This window comes from Actinocorallia longicatena (genome assembly GCF_039534125.1).
In the GTDB taxonomy this organism is placed as follows: Bacteria; Actinomycetota; Actinomycetes; order Streptosporangiales; family Streptosporangiaceae; genus Actinocorallia; species Actinocorallia longicatena.
On record NZ_BAAAUV010000010.1, the window covers coordinates 1 to 20,161 of the forward strand.

The following is a 20,161-nucleotide window of genomic DNA, read 5'->3' on the forward strand; positions in this document are numbered from 1 at the left end:
CGAGAGCTATGAGGCCGGACTCCACCTCCGAGGATCGATCATGTGGCTGAAACTCCTCACCTCAACCACATGATCCGAACCCCAAACAGCCCCTAGGGGGAGAGCAGGAAGGACAAGCCGAGGTCGTTGAGCTGAGTGGGGCGCAGCGGCCGCCAGCCGCCGTCGAGTCTGGCGAGCTCGGCGTCGATGTCGACGTCGATCGTGCCGAACAGGTTGATGTTGTCGCTGCGGCCCGGCGAGATGTGCGACAGCAGCTCGTCGGGGACGTCGCGGCCCTGCCCGCGGAGATCGGCGATCGCGCGGGAGTAGTACTCGGTCCCGAGGAATTCGTCCAGCGTGTAGTGGGCCTCCCGTGCGGTCGGCATGATCACCATGGTGCCGTAGGGCGACCACTGGTCCGAGACGTGGGTGTAGGACGACAGGACCAGCCCGCCGTGGATGCTCATGTGCGCGCCGGTGAGGGTCTTGCCGCGGACGGGGAACCTCTGCCCGTCGGAGGAGGACATGGTGCCGCCGCCGAACACCCGCGACAGGTCCAGGCCGTGGTGGTGGTTGACGATCCGGTTGCTGGCCTCCCGGAGCGCGTCCTCGCGCAGGTACCACTCGCTCGTCCAGGCCAGCACGTCGTAGGAGACGCCGCAGGCCTCGGCCATCCGGGTCAGCCCGAGGTTCGTGCCGCCCGCCAGCAGCACCGCCAGCAGGTTGCGTTTGAGGTCGGCGGGCCGGCTGGTCTTATGGCCGCCGGCGTGGGTGAAGGCGTCCAGGAAGCCGGTGCGGCCGTCGAGCTCGATCAGCAGGGCGGAGATCGGCACGAACGGCAGCATATTCGCCAGCTCGCCGCGCAGGGTCTTGGCCTCGGCCGGGACGTCCTCGGCCGACAGCGGCGGAATCACCAGGCGGCCTTCCTCATCCAGCCGGACCGTGCCCACATCACCCGGCGCCGCATCGGCCAGCGCCGCCTCCAGGTCGGTGAGGGCCTGGTGAAGCTCCTCCTTCGCCCGCTCGATCGCCGCAGCCGCGCCCGGCGGCTTGCCGACCAGCGCGCAGAAGTCGTCGCGGCGCGGCCGCCACTGCTCGAGCGTGAACAGATAGGTGCCCGGATCGGCGTACCGGCGCGACCCGGGCACGAACACATCCCCCGACCGCAGGCCGTCCCGCAGGGCCAGGATCACGCACAGCTCCCAGTAGTGCCGGAACGCCGTCTCGTCGCCATCCCTGCGGGCCGCCGTCAGGTAGTCGGCGTACCGCGGCGGCACGAACGAGGACGGCGCGTCGGCGGGGACCTTCCGGCCGCCGGACCGGTTGAGGTCGCGCAGGATCGCCAGGGCGTCCATCAGATCGGCGGTGCCCGGGCCACCGGTGAAGTCGACGGCAGCCAGGACCTCGGGGGTGAACTGGCGGAGGTAGGAGTAGGAGGCGGCCAGCGCCGACAGGCGGCCGTGGTCGCGCGGCAGCGGCCGCCACCCCTCGGCGGAGATCTCGCGCAGCCGCTGCATCCCGATGCTCTCGCGCAGCATCCCGCCCACCCGCTCATCCGGGACCGACGGGTCGGCGAGCACCGGCAGGATCAGCTCCATCAGCACCTGGCGGGCCTCGCCCCTCCGGGCCCGCTCGGCCAGCGCCGCCTCGGTCCTGGCCTTGGCCCGCCCCTCGCGTCCCGACACCGCCCGGTCGAACAACGCGACCACCTCATCCAGCTGATCGACCGCCGACTGCGCCATCAACGTCAACAAGATCGGATACCTGCGCTCCTCCCGCCGCATCAGCCCCCGCGTCGTCGACCTCCTCCCGACCGTCGCCAGGAACCGACGCCGCTCGACCGGCAGCATCGACAGATCCAGCACATGCGCGTCAATCCCGCGCAGAAACTCCAACTTCCGCACCGACGCCAGCACCGCGGGCGCGGTCGCCTCCACCGCCGGCGTCGTCAACCACGTCAGCCGCGTCATCCCCCGCAGCTCCGGCACCGGCTCCAGCAGACCGTCCAGATCGCCACGCATCCGCACCGTCAGCAGCGGCCCGACCTTCTGCGACGTCAGCTCCGACGCCGCGGCACGGGCCGTCCCGACCATGTCCATCAACGCGAACAGACCCGGCCGGATCACCTTCGCCGCGATCAGATACTCCCGCGCCAACGCGAACAACAGCGACGGCGCGTCATGCTCCATCGCCCGGTCCAGCAGGAACTGTTCCAACTCCTTCATCGGCGCACCCGCCGCCCTCGGCTGCCGCCACCCCAAATACCCCGCCACCAACCGCAGATGATCACTCCGCGTCTGCGGACGGCGCCCGTAGAAGTCCAGCACCCCCGGATGCAACGCGAGCTGATTCGCCAACCGGATCACCACCGCCCGCGGAGCACCCCGCAGATCATCAGGGATGAACCCCAGCCACGGCAGCGTGCACAACTGCAACGCCAGCCCCATCCGGGCCTCAGGACCCCGCCCACGACCCCGGTTGTCAACGAACTCCAGATCCGCCCGCCTCAACGTGAAAAACCGGATCAGCTCCTCCCGGCCGACATCCGGAAACGACCGCAACCGCTCGATCTGATCCTCAGAGAAGAACAGCGTCGCCAACCCGCCAACCCCCACGAAGCACCGGAATCAGCACGAACCGTAGCGACAGAGATCAACAACAGCCAGCGAAACCCGAGAACTCCCAGGCCAAGGGCAACATCGTTGGATTCGCAGCCGATGCTCAGCCGACCCCTGGTCGGGGGGGGTCGCTATGATCCGCCGGTGGTGACTCACGGAAAAAAGGTGGAAGCTCCGGCTCCCTGGAGACCGCAGGATGACCGCGCTACCAGCCGCCCTTGAGGACCCCGTAGACGGCCAAGGCGGCGTCTTCCATCGGGGCCCCAGGCCCCGTCACCCGAGGCCGCGGTCTTCACGACTCTCCAGGCCTGAACGTCGTACGACTTCAAGGCCCTTGGAGGCCGCTGACACTAATACGCGCATCCCACTGACAAGATCTCCGCGCGCAACAGACCGGTCATTTTGGGGGCCAGTCCTCATGTTCGGCGGTAGCGATGGTCGTCGGCGACCTGGCGGATCACCGCGGAGGGCTCGGGGCCGTGGGAGGTCCTGGCGCTGGGGGTGCGGGGAGGGGGTCCCGTCAGGGGAAGGTGATCCGGGCCAGCCTGCTGTCCAGCCAGTCCTCCAGGCGGGTCGGACGGCTGAGGGTGCCCGGGTTGTGCGGCTGGTTGAGATCGGCGACGAACGCGGTGAGGATCGGCAGCCGCTCGGCGGGGTCCGTCACCGGTGCCGCGCGAGCCCGCAGGTCGGCCCGCACGCCATTCTTGAGGTGGAAGGTGAACTCTGGGTGCGCCAGGAGGTTGGCGTACCAGCTCGTCGCTCCGCCTCCGGCGCCGCTGCACAGGTAGGTCTCGCCGAAGGCCCGGTAGAAGAAGATCTCGATGCGCCGGGGACGGCCGGTGCGGCGTCCCGTGGTGGTGATGTCGATGATCCGCTGCCGGGTGCCCGCGTCTGGGGTGATCTCGATGGCTGCTCGTACGGCGGCGTTCATGAGCGGTCCTCTCAGGCGTCGTGCTTGAGCGCGGGGCCGAGCAGTATGCCGCCGTCGACGACGTACTCCGAGCCGGTCGTGAACGAGGCCTCGGCGGAGCTCAGGAAGAGCACCAGCCGGGTGACGTCGGCGGGCTCGCCCATGCGCGGGATCGCGAAGGGCTCAGGAGAGTAGAAGTCCGAGATCGGGGCGTCGGCGCCGGCCGCGGGCTCGGTGATGAACGGGGTGGCGATGACGCCCGGGTGGACGGCGTTGACGCGGATGCCGTCGCGGCCGAGTTCCAGCGCCGCGGTCTTGGTGAGCCCGCGCAGCGCCCACTTGCTCGCGACGTAAGGCGCGTAGAAGGCGGTGCCGCCGATCCCGGAGGTGGAAGCGATGTTGACGATGGCGCCTGCGCCGCTCCGGCGCAGAGACGGCACGGCCGCCTTGATCCCGAGGAAGGCGCCGGTCAGGTTGATGTCGAGGATGCGCTGCCAGACCCGTAGGTCGGTGGCCTCGACGGGCGCCGCGGGGTTCTGCACACCCGCGTTGTTGACCAGCACCGACAGCGGCCCGAACCGCTGCTCGGCCGCGGTGACGGCGGCGGTCCACGACTCCTCGTCGGTGACGTCCAGTCGGACGAACAACGCCCGGTCGCCGAGTTCGGCGGCGAGGTCCCGTCCGCGCGGCTCGGCGATGTCGGCGATGACGACGTTCGCGCCTTCGGCGTGGAAGCCGCGGATGTGACTCGCTCCCTGTCCGCCGGTGCCGCCGGTGACGAGGACGGTCTGGTTCTCGAAGCGTCCCATCGGAGATCTCCTTCAATGATCATGAGTTGTGAGTCGAGTGACTCGCCTTACCTGAACACTAGGTCCGGGCAAGTGGTGAGTCAAGTCGCTCACCTCGCCTAGAATGGTGATATGACGACCGAGCCCTCCGCGTATCACCGGCGCGTCGCCGAGGAGAAGAGGAACGCGATCCTCAAGGCCGCGACCCGGTTGTTCCTCGACTCCGGCTACGCCGGCGCGTCCCTCGCCAAGATCGCCGACGCGGCCGGGGTGTCCAAGGCCACGCTGTTCAAGCAGTTCCCGACCAAGGCCGCGCTGTTCGACGCGATCGTCACGGCCTCCTGGGAGACCGGCGAAGACACCGGGGAGCGGCCTCCGGTGGGCGACCTCGACGCCGGCCTGGCGACGATCGGCCGCCGCTACGTCGCGCTGCTCACCCGTCCCGGCATGGCCGACCTGTTCAGGATCGTCATCGCCGAGCTGCCGCGCTTCCCGGAACTGGGAGAGACCCAGTTCAACCGGGGCAAGATGCCGTACTTCGAGTCGGTCCGCGGGTACCTGGAGACCGAGCGCGACGCCGGCACGATCACCCTGGACGACCCCGACCTGGCCGCCACCCAGTTCCTCGGGATGATCTCCAACTACGTGTTCTGGCCGCGCATGCTGCTGCAGGACTGGGCGCCCGACGAGGCGGCCATGGACCGCGTGGTCGACGAGGCCGTCCTGGTCATGCGCGCACGGTATGCCCGCTGACCGTCGCCGGTCAGCGGGCCCGCGCCGCCAGGAGGCCGGACACCGGCCCGAGCGACAGCAGACCGCTCGCCAGCCCCGTCGCCGCCGGGCGCAGGGCCGTCTGCGCCCGCAGGAGCACAGCGCCGTCCCCGGCGTGGTCCGCCGCACGCGCGAGCAGCGCCCGCACCCCCAGCTGCTGAACCGGCGGATTCGATCAACGACGTGATCGGCAGGCTGGGCAAGGCAGTGGCAGCGTCGAGTCCCCTGGAGGAAGGGTCCTCCTCCGACTGATCTTTCCGGTGCCCATCCGGCGTCCCCGGTCAGACGCCGGGCAGAACCCCCGCTCTGTCCGGGTACGGACGGCGCGCGGTGAGGTGATGGGAGCCGGTAAGAAGCGCGGCATGAGCCCCAAGTAGCCCGAACAACCGCGCCTCCGGTTAAGGGCCGTCCGCATCACCGCACCGGGTAGATGATCTGTCCGCTCATAATGGTTGCGGCGGCGGTGGAGAAGGGGTGTGCGCGTGGTGTCGGGGGAAGAGGGCTTCGATGGTCGGATCGAGCCGTTCCGGACGGAGCTGCTCGCGTACTGCTACCGGATGCTCGGGTCGGTTCACGACGCGGAGGACCTTGTTCAGGAGACGTATCTGCGGGCGTGGCGGGCTCGGGAGCAGTACGACGAGACGCGCAGTTCGGTGCGGACCTGGCTGTACCGGATCGCGACGAACGCCTGCCTGACTGCGCTGAAGTCTCGCGGCGGCAGGCCGCTGCCGTCGGGGCTGGTGGCCGCGTCGGATCCGCTCGCGCCGTTGGTCCCGGGTGAGCACGCCTGGCTCCAGCCCCTGCCGGACTCGCTGCTGGAAGCGGGTGACCCTGCGGTGACCGTGATCGACCGCAGCAGCCTGCGGCTGGCGTTCGCGTCCGCCCTGCAGCACCTGTCGGCGCGGCAGCGCGGCGCGCTGATCTTGCGTGACGTGCTCAGCTTCTCGGCGTCCGAGACGGCGGAGATCCTCGACGCCACCGTCGTTTCGGTGAACAGTTCCCTGCAGCGGGCACGTGCCCGTCTGAAGGAGACCGGGGCCCGGCAGGAACTGGTCAGCGAACCGTCCTCGACCGAGCAGCGCGCCTGGGTCGAGCGTTACATGAAAGCGTTCGAGCTCGCCGATGTCGAGGCCCTCAAACGGCTGATCACCGAGGACGTCCTCATGGAGATGCCGCCGATGCTCAACTGGTTCACCGGACGCGCCGACTACGGCCTGTTCATGGGCTGGGTGTTCGATGCCGCCGGGAAGGACTGGCTCCTCAAGGAGACCACCGCCAACGGCGGCCAGCCCGGATTCGCCGCCTACCGGCGCGTCGGCGACGGGTACCGGCTGCACACGCTTCAGATCTTCACCGTCACGGCCGAGGGCATCAGCCGGAACTCGGTGTTCCAGGACCCCGAGATCTTCGCGGCCTTCGGTCTGCCCACCGAAATCTCCTGACGAGGGTGCGATGAGTTCGACCCGCGCCGTCGGTATGTATCGGCGAGCTCACCGGAACACCCCGGGCGAGCCGATCACAAGGGAGAACCCGATGCCGAACACCCGTGTTCAGGACGAGGCCGAGATCCAGACCGTGCTGGCCGATTCCTACAAGGCGTGGGAGGCCGGCGATGCCGACGGCATGGTCGCCGACTACACCAAGGACGCGACCGCCATCATGACCGGCTCGCTCCGCGACGGCCGCGAGATGATCCGCCAGAGCATGGCCCAGGGCTTCGCAGGCCCCCTCAAGGGCAGCTCCACCTACAACAAGCAGCTCAGCATCCGCTTCCTCGGCCACGACGCCGCGATCGTCATCAGTGAATCCGCCATCCTCTTCCCCGGCGAAACCGAGATCACCGACGACCACCGCAAGGTGAACGCCACCTGGGTCTTCGAGAAGCGCGACGCCCAGTGGCTGATCGCCGCCTACCACAACAGCCCGGTCCTGCCCCCCGGGCAGTAGTCCCCGTCCAGCGGCCGCCAGCCCCTCTCCGTTGCGAAAACGCAGCGAAGAACAGCTTGGCGGCCGCGGTACGGCGAGCCGGACGTCGTCGGCCGTTCCTGGATCGGCCTGGTCCCGCGCCTGACCCCGACCATGCCGCCGCGGAAAGCGCCCGTGCTCGGTACCAACGATCAGCTCGCGCGTCTCCACCGCGGGCCGGTCCCTCCTTCACCAGCGCCATATCCTCACCGCAGCCGGCCCTTCTCGTCCGCGTCGAGGGGTTCCGCCCCGCCGACGGCGTGCGGCTGTTCGAAGACCCCGCACCACCTCGAAGGTCCCCGCGCTGGAGCGGCCCGCGTTCGGACGGGTCGCGGCCGCGCACCCCGGCGAAGCCGTTCTCGAGTCCCTTCGCGGCTCCGAAGGTGGCGGTGGCCTGCGGCCGTTGGCACGGGTGGGAACTCAGGCTTCGCCGGTGTGCCCGGTGAGGGTGCGGAGGGTGAGTTCGAGGGTGGCGGCGGCGTAGAAGGGGGTGGGGTCGTCGGGGGGCTCGCCGGAGCGCCAGGCTCGGTAGGACGCTTGCAGGCGGATGGGGTCCACCAGGCCGTGGTCGGCGAGGAGGGGTGTGGTGAAGAGGGTTTCCAGGCGGTGGCGGGCGGTGTGGCGCAGGCTTTCGATGAGGACCGGTTCGAAGTCGTCGGTGTCGGGTGGAAACGCCACGAGGGGGGAGATTCCGCGGCGGGTGAGCAGGTGCCGTTCGAAGAGGCGATCCGTGCGCCAGGGTGTGGGCAGCCAAGCGCACAGGCGTACGAGTTCGGGCGTGCACAGCGGATGCACCGGCCAGATTCCGCGGCGGAGATACTGGGCGGACGACAGGGCGGTCGTCTCGATCGCCGAGCCGCGCGGGATCGACGACGGGGCCGTGTCGATCGTCTTCGGTGCGGCGAGGGCCGCGTCTCGTGCCGCGGGAGTGAGGAAGGCGGGGAGTTGCTCCGGGGCGAGGGTCGTCGGCCGTTCACCGGCCCGGCCGGCGCGTCGCCGTGGATGGCTCAGCTCATCGCCGCCGAGACCGGTGAAGATCATTTGGATTCCGTCCTGGACGGCGCGGTCCAGCATCGCCTCGGACGCCTCGGCGTAGCACTCCTCCCAAGGCGTCATCGGTCCGGCCGCGCCGCGGCCGAAGGTCTCGGGACCGTCCGGGGCGAGCGGGCGGTGGGCGGCGAACGGCACGGTCGTGTCCGCACCGCCGAAGCGGCGCACGAGTTCGGCGCGCCGGGCGTGCTGCCGGGCGCCCGGCACGCCCGCCAGAGCGAGTCCGTAAGTGCGGGGGCCGGTGCCGGTCACCTCGGCGACCGCGGCGGTGACGAGCGCGGAATCAAGGCCGCCGCTCAGTTCGCACCCCGCGATGGACGCGGCGTCGTCGGGGAGCCAGCGTCGGACCGAGGAGGTGAGGCACCGCCACAGTCCGTCGAGCACGTCCGCGTCCGGTCGCACCTCGCGTTCCCCGTAGGGCTCGGCGTCCACGGGGTAGTGGACGGCCAGCGTCCCGTCCTCTGTCGGCCAGCGCGCCACCGACCGTTCGGTGATCATGTGCAGGCCGCGCAGCATGGTCCGTCGCGCGTACGGGGTCTCGAAGGTGGCCAGGAAATGGGCTGCGAGGGTCTCCTCGAGCGGCGTGTCCCGGTCGAGGAGCGGATAGAGCAGCACCGGGTCCCAGTGGCCGTGCAGGCCGTCGCCCGACGCCACGGCGAAGACCGGTGCCGTGCCCCAGGCGCCGCTGCGGATGGTCACCCGAGGAGGGTCGTCCACGGCCGAACCCGGCTCCACCGTCAGGCAGACGTACTGGAGCGGCCAGGACGTCACCCCCGCGAGGATCTTCTCCCACTGGGCGGGGCTCACCTCGACGGGCGCTCCGGTGCCGCAGCCAGCCGGGCCGGAGATGACCGGCCCGGCCGCACCGCGGCACCGTTCGCGGACGGCGACCAGCAGCCGCCGTCCGCAGCGGGCCACGATCTCTTCGAGCGCCCGCAGGCGGAGCGGAGCGATCCGGCTGTTCCCGGCCGACCAGCCCGCCGGTCCCTCATGCCAGGGGCCGTCGAGATCCTGCCGGTGCAGGGTGAACTCCAGCATTCGCCGCTCCGCTCTCAGCCCGTCCCGCTATCCCTTCTTCTTCTTTTGCTTGTCCCGGTTGCCCGGACGCTTGCCCTCGGGCTCGTCCACCTCGCCGTCGGATCCCTCGGACGTCCGGTTCACGCCGGAGCCGAACAGCTCGTCACCGGTCGTGACCTTGGGTGCGGCGTTCCTTTCCGGTGCCGCGTGCTGTTCGTCGGGAGTACGTGCGGTCATCATGAACTCCTTTTCTCTGAGCGAACCCGGCCTTCGGGTTCGGGTCTGTGGAGAAGGTCGCCCCAGCGGGTGCGCTCCGGGTCCGCCGGATCGGCGACCGGGCAGGACTCGCTGGGCAGGCGGACCTTCGCGGCGGCCGTGCAGCCGCAGGCCGAGCACACCTGTGACGGTGCCCGCAGAGCCGCGCTGAGCCGGTACAGGCCCGTCGGCTCCACGTCGACCAGGTGCGGGCAGGCTTCGCAGGCCGCCCACCGGCGGGCTCGCGTCGCCTCGTCCACGGCCGTGAAACCGCTCGCGGACCAGCGCGTCATCGCGACGCTCGCCCTCTTGAGCAGCTGCGCGGTCGAGTGCTGAGGGACGTCGCGTTCCAGGCCGGCCATGTGCGCGGCGCTGGGCGGAAGTTCCGGCGGACGATCGAGCAGCCATGCCACCGCGTCCCGGTGGCAGCGGGCCGCGCTGAGCCGCCGCTGGTAGCCGGGATGCACCAGCGCCGCGACGAGCGCCTGCTCCGACACCGGCAGGTCGGTCCCCAGCCAGCGGGCCAGCAGTTCCGCCGCCCGCTGCGGGGTGACGGCGTCACGGACGTCGCGCAGCATGTCCTCGGCGACGGCCGGGGCCGGTTCGGCGGGGGCGGTCATCCTGCGTCCCCCGCGGGCGCGCACTCGGCGCACGCCGGAGCGTGCGGCCCCTCCATCGCCGCCGTGACGGTCTCGATCCGGCACGCGTCGCTCGGATAGCGGTGGCCGAATCCGTCCGTGCCGTCGTCCTCCTCACCGTCCTCACCCTCCTCGGCACCGACGGGCACGAGGTATCCGAGCAGCTTCTCGAACTGGGCCAGCGCGCTGGAGGTGAGATCGAAGTAGGAGGATCCGAACCAGATGTTGCGCAGCACGACGCCGACGCCGTAGAAGTCGGCCTTGCCCTCGCACGTCACCCCGTCCCTGACCACCGGCTTGCCGAGCAGGTGGCCGACCTCGTGTGCCATCGCGAAGGCCATGCCCTCGTACTCGAAGCCGTCGATGCGTGCCAGGCCGCCGGAGACATAGACGTACTTGCTCTCGCCGTCGACCCAGGAATGGGTGTTGACCTCCCCGCTGTACCAGTCGAAGAGGAACTCGATGTCGGGGTAGGCCGGGCCGAACACCTTGTCCCGCAGCCACTCGCACTCTTCGAGGTAGTACTGGTTGCTGATCGGCTGCTTGGGCGCGATCCGCCGGAGCCGGACCGCCTGCCGGCGCGGCAGGAACGCGCTGGCATGGGACGGGACCTCGACCGCGTGCTGCTCGGCGGAACGGAACACCCCGTCGTTGATCTGGACCGGCCCGTCGAGCGGCGCGAAGCGGCGGGTGAGCTCCCAGTCCGCCGAGCCGACCGCGGGTCGCCCGGATTCCGCGCCCTCCGCCCGGCCGGTCAGCTCCGGCAGGTTCACGAAGGTCGACACGGCGTAGTCGCCGGTCACGATGCCGCCGGTCACCACGAGGTGCCCGTCGTACGTCGCGTTCGGTTCGGTCATGTCGGTCGCGAGCTCCCAGAACGCGCCCTCGTAGCTCCCCAGCGAGACCGAAAGGATGGACACCGTGGAGCCGTCCGCGGCGTACAGTTCGTCGGTGACCTCGAGGGAGCCCGCGGACACCAGCTTCCTGCCGGAGGCGGCCTTGACCAGGACCGGGTGGTCCATGGTGAGGACCAGTTCGCACTTCTTCCCGTTCAGCTTGTAGGCCAGGTAGATGGTGTTGTGGGTGAGGCCGGGGGCGCTCTGGGACACCAGGTTCGCCGGCTTGGCGGAGAACCGCAGGTCGATCCCCGCCGCGAGGACGGGTGTGCCGGGTTCCAGCTGGTTCACCGGCTTGTCCTCGCCCGTGGCGAGCATGATCGGGGTCCCCGCGCCGAGGCAGCTGCAGATGCAGTAGCAGACCTTGCCGTTGACCTTGTACATGATCCACTTGCCGGCCTGCTTGTTGAGGTCGTGACAAGTGCTGTCGATGTTCCTCTTGTCGTTCTCGCAGTAGTAGGGCGAGACGGTGTCGCAGTAGACGACTGCCATGGTGGTGTTCCCCTCTAGATGTCGTTGGCGAATCCGTAGAAAGAACCCATGTAGGTCATGAGGTCACGCTTGACGGCGGCTCTGACCGCGGTGAGCTTCGGCCCCCACACCGGGTTCTCCGCGAGCACGGTGAGCAGGGCGTCAGCCTCCACGCTGACCCTGGCCAGCGTGCCCGCGCGGTCGGTCGTCGGCGGCAGCTCACTGATCAGCCGCGCGTTCTGGGCGATGCTCTCCTCGTCGGGGCGGCGGGCCTGCGACGGGAGCGATTCGCCCTCTCCCTGCGTCGGCGGCGGGGTCCGGGACACGTAGGTGACGCGGTGCAGGAGCCGCCAGACCTCGTTCGGCCGGGTGAGGGCCTGGCGCAGCGCGAGCGCGTCCGGGTCGTAGGAGCCGGCGTACCGTCCCGTGCCCGCGAGCCATTCGTCATCGACGACCTGGGGGAAGTCGTCGAAGTTCCGCTTGGACGGCGCGAGGTAGAAGCTCATGAACCGGTAGGCCTGCACCTTGCCGGGCGACGGCTTGTCGGTGTAGACGAGGTCGTCCTCGCCCTCCTCGATCAGGCCCGTGTACCGCTCGCCGAGCACCTGCGCTTCCATCAGGTACTGCCACTGCTCGCGTCTCGCCTTCATCGCCTGGGTGGTGACATGCGTCCCGAAGAGCGCGGACAGGGAGTAGCTGGGCCCGACGTTGAAGGACAGCTCGGCGTACCCGCCGATCCTCGCCGCCATCGAGTACACGCCGCCGGAGGACTCCTCGCGGACCGCCGTGTACTGCTGCTCCTCGCTGTACAGCCCGCCCTCGGACGTCCACACGTAGGTGTTGACCATGTTGCGGCGAGCCATCCGCTCCTTCCACTCCTCGCCGGTCAGCGCGTTCTTGTCCGTGACGCCCAGCAGGACGTTGGCGATGTCGCGGTCGGGTTCCGACAGGTCGACCGCTCCGGGCCGGCCCGCCTTGTCGCGCCGGCCGAGGCCTGAGGCGTCGAACGCCTCGAAGCGGGTCCGGCGCTGCTGGCGCTCCCGGTCGACGAGCCGCTTCAGCGCGTAGGCCTCCAGCGGCTTGAAGTAGCTGCCGTGCTCGCCGGGCTGCAGGTGGCCGTAGCCGGAGTCCGGCTGGAAGCCGATCCAGCCGTCCAGCGTGCCGTTCTTCACATAGGTGTCCTTGATCTTGAACATGATGATGTTCATGTCCTCGGGGATGTCCGGGCTGGGCCGCATGGAGTAGCCGACCAAAGTCCCCGATCCCCGGATCCGCATCGCGAAGACGTCGGCCGTGCCGGAGCGCACCAGCGCATAGCCGACGTTGGACGGGTAGAAGACCGAGCCCGTCCCACCGTCGATGGCGTAGGTGTTGGGGTGCCAGGCGCCCTGTGACTCCAGGTACTTGCGCGCGGTGGCCTGGGTCTCCTCCGACACCTGCGCCTCCGCGAGCGTCCCCGCCGACTCCTCGGACTCGGTCTGCAGGCCGGCCGAGAGCTCCATGCCGTAGATCTGCTGCTGGACGCCGATGCCCGCGGAGGTGTTCAGCTCGATGCCGAGGCCCTCCTGCAGGCTCAGCGCCGAGTCCGAGCCGATGGTGCGGCTCCCCGTGTAGGTGAGCACCTCGTTTCCGACCTCGTCGATCGTCACGGAGGACGCGGCGACATAGGAGTCGGGTGAATCGGGGAACACCTTGAGGTTCTCCGCTGGCAGCGGCGGGGCGCCTTCGATGTAGCCGATCAGCGTGGGCGCCATCTGGGCCTGGCCGACGTAGGCGATGTCCAGGGCTCCCAGGGTGTCGCCCGCCCGGAGTTCGAGCCGCCCCGCTCCGGCCGCGTCGGCGTCGGCGTCGGCGTCGATGGAGCCGAACGCCAGTTTCAGGGTGGCCAGCAGTTCGCCGCGCGCGCCCTGTTCGAGCCGGCCGTAGGCCGCGGTTCCCGGCGCCCAGGCGCTGCGCCGGCTGTGGTCCCCCGCGATGCCGCCGGGCAGGCTGGTGACGGCGAGCGGCTCAAGGGCGACGGGCACGGACGACGGGCCCCAGGCCGGGTCTCCCCCGCCGATCCACTGCCCGTTCGCGCCGCGGCTGGTCCGGTCCGCGATGATCTCCCCCGAGCCGTCGTCGAACGGCCAGTAGCCGGCCAGGCCCGGCTCGTCTCCGTGGAGCGGCCGATGGAGCAGACCTCGGACCTGCTCGCCGGTCAGCTGCCTGTCCCAGACGCGCAGCTCGGCCAAGTCGCCGGTGAACTCGTTGACCAGCGCCGACTGGTAGGAGAGCACGGCGATGGTGGCCTGCGGATCTCCGAACACCTGCTCCTCCGACGCGATCGCGAAGGTCGTGGCCGGGACCGCGACGCCGTCGAGGTAGAAGGTCCAGGCTGCCATGAACGTGGCGCGGACCCACATCGCGTCCACCGCGGCGGCCGTCAGGCGGGCCCCGGCGTCCCTGATCACGGCGTCGTTGTCGCTCACATCGTCGAAGGCCACGGCGTTGCGGCCGGTCTCCAGCGGCCAGCGGGAGATCAGCCCCCGTGGATTCGGCTCGGGATCGCGCCGGGCGAAGTAGGCGACCTGCCAGTTCATGCGCCCGGCCGTCCACAGCCGGGTCTCCCCGACGGTGCCCTGGAGGTACCCGGAGAATTCGGCGCTGCCGATGGTCAGGTGCGTGTCGCTGACGACGAGAGGGTCGACGACCCGCTCGAACGCCTCCATGATCCCGTCGACGAAGACCTTGTGGGCGAACTGCCCCTTGTCGACCCGCGTGAAGTCACCGCCGGTGAGGACGCCGTTCGCCGTTCCCGCGCGGTCCATGACCGTGGTGCCGAACAGGTCGTTGAACGGCCAGTACCCGGCCAGCCCGCGTTCGGACGCCGAGAGCGGCAGGTTGATCTTCTGCCGGGCCTCGGCCACCGACAGGGCGCGGTTCCACAGGCTGAGCTCGTTGATCAGGCCCACGAAGGACTCCTGGGGGCCGACGCCACCGACGGTGTACGCCACGTCCATGCCCTTGCCGGAGACGGCGGGGCCGGAAGCCGCGATCGTGGACCGCGGGCCGGTACCGTCCTGCGGCCCTCCGTACAGCGGAACGCCGTCGACGAGCAGGGCGATCACATGGGTGTCCTGCTGGTAGGTGCAGGCCAGGTGCACCCAGTCGTCGTTGCGCAGGCGCCGGTCGCCGGTCACCGCGTAGGCGTTGGCGCCGTCGCTGACCTCGAACGAGGGGTATCCGTCGCGCAGGCCGACCGAGACGACGATGGGCTGGGCCGGGTCCTGGGAGATGAAGAGGACTTGGTCCTTCGGCTGGAACGCGCCGACCCCCTTGAGCCACATCGCCACGGTCACGCCGGTCTTGGGGGGCAGCTCCACCTTGGGAAGGCTGACCTAGGAGCCGGCGGTGAACATCACCGCGACCTGCCGCTCGAACTGGACGTCGTACACGCCCGCGAGATGGTGCCAGGTCCCTGGGGTCAGCGCCGTCCGCGACACCACGCTGCGCCGGACCGGGCCGGTCGCGGTGGATTGCTGGACGGAGAAGCGGACCTTTCCGTCGGGATCGACGCCCAGGTCCCAGCTCTGGCCGCCGCGCGGAGCCCATCGGGCGATCGCCGTCTGCGATTGCCCGGGCCGGGGCGGCTCGTCCAGACGCACCCAGACCTCGGCCGTCAGTGCTTCCGGTGTGTCGAGGCTCCTGTCGTTTCCCGCGTCGAGGTACCTCTCGCCGCCGAGCCGGATGCCGAAGCTGCTCTGGTAGGACGCCGCGAGGTGCTGCCAGGCGCCGTCGGTGAGGGGCGTGTCCACGCGGGCCGCGATCGGGCCGTTCACCGCGTACGGGCGCCGCTCACCGTCGATGCCGAGCAGGTACCGGGCACCCTCCGGCTGGTTGAACACCAACACGGTCATCGGATCCCCGGACGGGTCGGAGCCGGGTCGCAGCCAGGCCTCGACCGCCATGTCCCGGTCGGCGGCCAGCGATCCGTCATAGTCGCCGACCTGCTGCTCGTCCAGCACCTCGACGAACTGGCCGGACTCGCTCAGGTCGAGGCCGGCCGGCGGAGGCGCGGGCAGCCAGCACGGGTCGGTGCCCGCCCGGCCGAGGACCGCCGGAGCCGCTGAGGTGGGAGTGACCAGGGAGGGACGGCCGTTGGACGATCCTTCGTCGGGGATGGCGGCGAACAGCGACGATCCCGTGCCGGGCGCGGGGACGGGACCGAGCTGCCCGCCGGCCGGGGTCACCACGACCGCCTTGTAGTCGTAGATCGGCCGCGAGCGCGCCTCCTGTGCCGGAACGTCGCCCTTCTGCGCGGCCTCGCCGTTGAGCACCTGGCAGAGCGCCTCGAGTTCCTGCGGCACCTTCGGCCAGCGTTCGGTGTATCCGGTGGAGCCGCGGAGCGTCACGGCCACGTGGCCCTTGCCGTCCTGGGCGATGGTCACCGGCGGGTTCTTCGAGGTCGCGGGGTTGACCGCGGCTCCCGTCTGACGTGCGACGAAGCCGACCGTCCCGGCCTCGTCGTTCTCGGCGTCGTCGGGGTCCGCGGCCAGCCACGACGCCTGGAACGCGCCGCGGGCCACCACGGTGGACAGGTGCGCGGCGACCATCGTGCCGTCGGGCGGTGCCACCCCGTAGAGGTGGACGAGTGAATCGGCGCCTTCGGTCAGCCAGGGCGCCGCCGCGAGGGTCGTGAACTCCAGGAGGCCGGTGGCGATGGTCAGGCCGCGATCGTCCCAGGACCGCGGGGCGAGGGAGGAGGCGGCCAGGGTGGATCCGGGTACCCAGCGGGTCCCGGAGAGGGTTCCGTCCGCTCCGGACAGCCGCGAGATGTTCGGCACCGTGGTGAACCGGGCGTCGGCCGCAGGCGCGTCCATGGGCCAGTAGCCGTTGAGGTTCGCCCAGTCCGGATCCGCCGACGTCACCGTCGTGCACATGGCCGCGAGGATCTCCTCCCGCGTCCGTGCGCGCTGCCAGAGGCGCAGTTGCTCGATTCTCGCGGTGACGCTCGATTTCCCGCCCAGCCGGTAGCCCTTGGCGGGCGGGTCGGCGGGCGCTACCGGATCTGTCGGCTCGTCGTGGGGAACGCCGTTGACGTACAGGACCGCGTTCGTCCCGTCCCAGGTCGCGGCCAGATGCGTCCAGACCTCCAGGTCGATCGGGTCGGCCGCGGTCACGGCGGCGTCCGCACCGGCGGTGTACACGGGAACTCCGTCGACCAGGGCGATCGTCAGCGGCCCTGTCTCCGGGGCGGAGCTCACGATGATGCCGGGTTCGAGACCGGTTCCCGCCGAGGTGAGGGCGGCCCACAGCTCCAGCGTGTACGGCCCGTTGATCTGGACGGGCGGCAGATCGGCATGGACCGGGCACGATGCCGAGATCTCCAGGGCCGTGACCGGCTTCGGCGCCGCCGCGACGGTCAGCTCGTCCGGGCCCTGGGCGAGCGTGGCGTCCTTCGCGACACCGAGATCGACGATCGCGACCTGGCCGCCGGATCCCGCCGTGACCGCGAGCATGAAGCGGGCCTCGCGCTTCTGCAGCGCGATGGCGCCGCCGTCCTGAGCGAGCTGCTCCTGCTGGTGGTACAGGAGTGCCGCCGGGCCGTGACCGACAGGCAGGGGCGCGCCCGAACCGGAGACGAGCGTGAAGTCCTGGTCCGGTTCGATGACGCCGTCCTCGCCGATCCGGTCGGCCAGGTCGAAAAGCCCGTTCGCCGACCTGAGGATCGAATAGCCGACCAGTCCGCCGGTGTCGCGGTTGTGCAGAAAGAACTGCCAGCGGGACATGCTCGGTAGTTCCCCGGGCACCAGGGCCACCGCGAAGGAGCCGTTCACCACCGGTGGCAGGAAATCAAGCTGGATCGTGGGTTCGACGAATTTTTCGCCGTTCATGTCCGTGGAGCCGAACGTGTCACGGCGGTCCAACGGGATATCGGCTTTTCCGCTGCGCCGGAATCTGACCTGCCAGGCGTTGTAGAGCCGCCCGGTGGCCTCGTCCAGCACGAACCGGTCGACGTACACGCCGGCGTCCTTCGACTGCCGGAAGACGTACAGGTAGTCGCCGTCGCTGACGATCTGGAACGGCGCGTCCGCGACGGGGATCTCCTCCCCGAAGTCCACCGCCACCACCGCCCGGCCCGCTGTGGCGATCCGCTGCGGGAACGTGAGTTCCTGGAAGTCCGTCCACGAGGCGTCGGCATCGGGGCTCGTGGACTGCGGCGTCATCAGCGAATAGCCGATGCGGAACAGCCCCGACCCGGGCTCGGACTCCCTCGCCGAAAATGCCACCACCCAGCTGGCGTGACGGACGATTCGAACGTATTCACACACGCTTTGAACGACCCGCATAACACCCTCCAATGCACTCAGTAGCGAGAGTCGCACGGAGAGTGAGAATTTGTCAATGAGAATTTCTGCCCGCCGGAATTCTCATTGACACGACCCAGCGGAAAGTTAAACAAGGCATTTCCCAAAGAACGTCCATGCAATTTTTGCCCGGCCTCCGAGTCGCCAGGCCGCCGACCATCGGGCGTCGACGACCTCGGCGCCGAGGAGGGCAACGGGACAATGCGCGGACAGGACCCCGAGAACACCACGACAACCTAAAGTGATCGAATGACAACTCTGTGTTGCCTTGGGGGGTCTGAGAATCTAGAGTCGAAGCGTGCTTAATGAGAAAAACGGGGTCGCCGGGGACGGAGCAGGAGGGCTGGCAGCGCTCTTGGCGCCGGTCGGGCTGCGGGAGTTCTTCGGCGGCCATCACGAGAGCGCGCCGCTCCACGTTCCGGGGGAGCCGGAAAGATTCCGGGATCTGCCGCAATTGGCGGACGTCGACTTCCTGCTGACGGCGACCGTCTCGGACCGGATCCGGCCCGTTGACGGCGAGCGCCTGGTCCGCAGCGAGGCCGGCGGCGGGCTGACCGAGCGCCGTGTGCGGACTTTGAGCTCCCTCGCGGTAGACGTGCAGGACGTCTACCGCGCCTACGACGAGGGCTTCACGCTGATCGTCAACCGGTTGCACCGGCGGCACGACGCGGTCGCACGGCTCTGCCGGGAACTCCAGGCGCAGCTGCGCTTCCCCGTCGGCGCCAACCTCTACCTCACTCCCGCCCGCAGCCAGGGCTTTCTGCCGCACTCCGACAGCCACGACGTGTACATCCTGCAACTGCACGGCTCAAAGGTGTGGCACGTCAGCCCTCCCGAGACCGAGCTCCCGCTGCGCACCGAGCAGGGCGGGCCGCGAGCACTACCCGAACCGGACGTGCTCACCCTGGCGCCCGGCGACGTGCTGTACCTGCCGCGCGGCTGGCGGCACGCGGCACTGACCGGCGAGGCGTCCTCGATGCATCTCACCGTCGGGGTGGAGGCCTACACCTGGCACGACTACCTCACCGTCGCCCTCGACGTGCTCGCCGAATCCGACGTGGCGTTCCGGTCCGCCCTGCCCCGCTCCTACTTCGACGGCCCGGCCGACCCCGCCCGGATGGACGCGCTCACCACCCGCCTCACGTCCGCCCTCGCCGACCCGTCGGTACGGGCACAGGCCCGCGATCGGCTGCGCTCCCGCCTGTCCCGCGAGACCCTTCCCACCGGTTTCCAGCGGTTCGCCTCACTCGACGCGCTGCCCGCCCTGGAACCCGGCGCGAAGATCCTGCGCGACCCGGACATCACCTGCGTCGTCCGCACCGTCGCCGCCGAGACGACCATCGAGTTCCTCGGCAACCACGTCACCGGCCCCGCCATCGTGGCCCCCGCCCTGGAGTTCATCGCCGCGGAGACGCGCTTCGCCATCGCCGACCTGCCCGGCCCCCTCACCGACACCGACCGCCTCGACCTCGTCCGCCGTCTCATCAGCGAAGGCCTCTTGGAGGTAGATCCCACATGAACGACGAAACCGGAAACGACATCATCGGCGGCGACATGGCCGAGGACGACCAGCGGATCCTCCGGCACTGGCGCGACAGCCTCATCCTGCTCGACCTCCGCTACGAGGACCGCCGCCTCGCCAAGATCGCCGCGCGGGCCATGACCGACCCGGTCTTCCGCGCGTCGGCACTGCCGCCCGGCGAGACCGAGGCCGTCCCCTACGACGACCAGACGCCCGTCGAGATCCGCTTCCACGTCAACACGCCCACGGTCCTGCACGTCGTCCTGCCACCGCCCGCCGGAGAGGCCGCCCGGCGTCCGCTCGCCCTCCGCGAAACCCTCCGTTCCCGCACCAGCCTCTCCGCCACCGCGGCGATCTTCGGCAACGACAACTGGAACATCTCCGACCCCGGCAACGACCCCTCGGTTCTCCTGGGCCCGCACATGCCCGACGGCACCGACGGCCACGGCCACGGCACCGGCGACATGTTCCAGGCCCACCCCGACGGCGGCACCCACTGACCGCTGATGATGAACGAACCGAACAAGTCCGGGAAAGATGGCTTTCAGCATTCCGATCCGGCTGGCAGCCCGAGCCAGGCGTCGACATCGCTGCGGCCGACTTCACCGGCCTCGACCTGGCAGCTTGAGACCCTTGAGCCGGGCCGTCAGGCGAGGTGTGGTTTCACTGCGATCCAGCTGCGGAGTTGCTCGGCGAGCGACTGGTCATGGAGGTCTGGCAGGTGAGGAGCGGCCGCGCTGACCAGGTTCTTGGCTTGCCGACCCCGCTCACCGGCGCTCGCCCGGCGTGGGAGCGATGTACCGGACGACGTGCTCGGGTCGCGCATCGCGCGGCGGGGCGGTCCTCCTGCTCGGCCGTGGTCGCGCATCACTCATGTACGTGACAGTAATCCGTTTCCGCGTACATGAGTGATCCGAAAGCCCGGGCTCGCGCG

Annotated in this window: 15 protein-coding genes; 5 read left to right on the forward strand and 10 right to left on the reverse strand. The window is 69.9% G+C overall.

Annotated features, from left to right (window positions below):
- Window positions 1–92: 92 nt before the first annotated feature.
- The 3 genes from ABD785_RS21055 to ABD785_RS21065 all read right to left on the reverse strand — a co-directional run bounded on the left by ABD785_RS21055 (window position 93) and on the right by ABD785_RS21065 (window position 4,316).
- Complete coding sequence (locus ABD785_RS21055; protein WP_344830937.1) at window positions 93–2,594, reverse strand: Tn3 family transposase; 2,502 nt, start codon at window positions 2,592–2,594, stop codon at window positions 93–95.
- Between the two features lie 523 nt (window positions 2,595–3,117).
- Window positions 3,118–3,528, reverse strand: coding sequence for a nitroreductase family deazaflavin-dependent oxidoreductase (locus ABD785_RS21060; RefSeq protein ID WP_344830939.1), 411 nt, complete (start codon window positions 3,526–3,528; stop codon window positions 3,118–3,120).
- Window positions 3,529–3,539: 11 nt separating this feature from the next.
- A complete protein-coding gene (locus ABD785_RS21065; RefSeq protein ID WP_344830940.1) occupies window positions 3,540–4,316 on the reverse strand; it encodes an SDR family NAD(P)-dependent oxidoreductase in 777 nt (258 codons plus the stop codon).
- A gap of 111 nt (window positions 4,317–4,427) precedes the next feature.
- Between ABD785_RS21065 and ABD785_RS21070 the strand changes: the two genes are divergently transcribed.
- The gene (locus ABD785_RS21070) at window positions 4,428–5,048 is read left to right on the forward strand and encodes a TetR/AcrR family transcriptional regulator (protein ID WP_344830942.1); all 621 of its coding nucleotides are present in this window, start codon (window positions 4,428–4,430) and stop codon (window positions 5,046–5,048) included.
- Between the two features lie 10 nt (window positions 5,049–5,058).
- On the opposite strand, the gene ABD785_RS21075 is transcribed toward ABD785_RS21070, so the two are convergent.
- Complete coding sequence (locus ABD785_RS21075) at window positions 5,059–5,214, reverse strand: hypothetical protein (RefSeq protein WP_344830945.1); 156 nt, start codon at window positions 5,212–5,214, stop codon at window positions 5,059–5,061.
- A 334-nt stretch (window positions 5,215–5,548) separates the two neighbouring features.
- On the opposite strand from ABD785_RS21075, the gene ABD785_RS21080 reads away from it, so the two are divergent.
- Together ABD785_RS21080 and ABD785_RS21085 are read left to right on the forward strand one after the other, a co-directional pair.
- On the forward strand, window positions 5,549–6,508 hold the full coding sequence (locus tag ABD785_RS21080; RefSeq protein WP_344830948.1) for a sigma-70 family RNA polymerase sigma factor: 960 nt from the start codon (window positions 5,549–5,551) through the stop codon (window positions 6,506–6,508).
- Window positions 6,509–6,599: 91 nt separating this feature from the next.
- The gene (locus tag ABD785_RS21085) at window positions 6,600–7,013 is read left to right on the forward strand and encodes an SgcJ/EcaC family oxidoreductase (protein WP_344830951.1); all 414 of its coding nucleotides are present in this window, start codon (window positions 6,600–6,602) and stop codon (window positions 7,011–7,013) included.
- Between the two features lie 438 nt (window positions 7,014–7,451).
- On the opposite strand, the gene ABD785_RS21090 is transcribed toward ABD785_RS21085, so the two are convergent.
- From ABD785_RS21090 to ABD785_RS21115, 6 genes are read right to left on the reverse strand one after another with little or no spacing between them, the layout of a single operon-like run.
- Window positions 7,452–9,119 (reverse strand): asparagine synthase-related protein, encoded by a 1,668-nt coding sequence (locus tag ABD785_RS21090; RefSeq protein ID WP_344830953.1) that lies wholly within the window; start codon window positions 9,117–9,119, stop codon window positions 7,452–7,454.
- Window positions 9,120–9,146: 27 nt separating this feature from the next.
- The gene (locus tag ABD785_RS21095) at window positions 9,147–9,335 is read right to left on the reverse strand and encodes a hypothetical protein (protein WP_344830956.1); all 189 of its coding nucleotides are present in this window, start codon (window positions 9,333–9,335) and stop codon (window positions 9,147–9,149) included.
- Complete coding sequence (locus ABD785_RS21100; RefSeq protein WP_344830959.1) at window positions 9,335–9,973, reverse strand: hypothetical protein; 639 nt, start codon at window positions 9,971–9,973, stop codon at window positions 9,335–9,337. The genes ABD785_RS21095 and ABD785_RS21100 overlap by 1 nt, the downstream gene beginning before the upstream one ends.
- On the reverse strand, window positions 9,970–11,379 hold the full coding sequence (locus ABD785_RS21105) for a hypothetical protein (RefSeq protein ID WP_344830962.1): 1,410 nt from the start codon (window positions 11,377–11,379) through the stop codon (window positions 9,970–9,972). Before ABD785_RS21105 ends, ABD785_RS21100 begins: the two co-directional genes overlap by 4 nt.
- A 14-nt stretch (window positions 11,380–11,393) precedes the next feature.
- On the reverse strand, window positions 11,394–14,720 hold the full coding sequence (locus tag ABD785_RS21110) for a LamG domain-containing protein (protein ID WP_425547800.1): 3,327 nt from the start codon (window positions 14,718–14,720) through the stop codon (window positions 11,394–11,396).
- 15 nt (window positions 14,721–14,735) lie between these two features.
- The gene (locus tag ABD785_RS21115) at window positions 14,736–17,630 is read right to left on the reverse strand and encodes a LamG domain-containing protein (protein ID WP_344830965.1); all 2,895 of its coding nucleotides are present in this window, start codon (window positions 17,628–17,630) and stop codon (window positions 14,736–14,738) included.
- Between the two features lie 373 nt (window positions 17,631–18,003).
- Between ABD785_RS21115 and ABD785_RS21120 the strand changes: the two genes are divergently transcribed.
- A complete protein-coding gene (locus ABD785_RS21120) occupies window positions 18,004–19,224 on the forward strand; it encodes a cupin domain-containing protein (RefSeq protein ID WP_344830966.1) in 1,221 nt (406 codons plus the stop codon).
- Window positions 19,221–19,727 (forward strand): hypothetical protein, encoded by a 507-nt coding sequence (locus tag ABD785_RS21125; protein WP_344830969.1) that lies wholly within the window; start codon window positions 19,221–19,223, stop codon window positions 19,725–19,727. The genes ABD785_RS21120 and ABD785_RS21125 overlap by 4 nt, the downstream gene beginning before the upstream one ends.
- Window positions 19,728–20,161 lie beyond the last annotated feature (434 nt).

Excerpts from the sequence above, each read along its gene's own strand:
- ABD785_RS21060 (WP_344830939.1), bottom strand. The coding sequence starts at position 3,528 with ATGAACGCCGCCGTACGAGCAGCCATCGAGATCACCCCAGACGCGGGC.
- ABD785_RS21065 (WP_344830940.1), bottom strand. The coding sequence starts at position 4,316 with ATGGGACGCTTCGAGAACCAGACCGTCCTCGTCACCGGCGGCACCGGC.
- ABD785_RS21070 (WP_344830942.1), top strand. The coding sequence starts at position 4,428 with ATGACGACCGAGCCCTCCGCGTATCACCGGCGCGTCGCCGAGGAGAAG.
- ABD785_RS21085 (WP_344830951.1), top strand. The coding sequence starts at position 6,600 with ATGCCGAACACCCGTGTTCAGGACGAGGCCGAGATCCAGACCGTGCTG.
- ABD785_RS21090 (WP_344830953.1), bottom strand. The coding sequence starts at position 9,119 with ATGCTGGAGTTCACCCTGCACCGGCAGGATCTCGACGGCCCCTGGCAT.
- ABD785_RS21095 (WP_344830956.1), bottom strand. The coding sequence starts at position 9,335 with ATGACCGCACGTACTCCCGACGAACAGCACGCGGCACCGGAAAGGAAC.
- ABD785_RS21100 (WP_344830959.1), bottom strand. The coding sequence starts at position 9,973 with ATGACCGCCCCCGCCGAACCGGCCCCGGCCGTCGCCGAGGACATGCTG.
- ABD785_RS21105 (WP_344830962.1), bottom strand. The coding sequence starts at position 11,379 with ATGGCAGTCGTCTACTGCGACACCGTCTCGCCCTACTACTGCGAGAAC.
- ABD785_RS21125 (WP_344830969.1), top strand. The coding sequence starts at position 19,221 with ATGAACGACGAAACCGGAAACGACATCATCGGCGGCGACATGGCCGAG.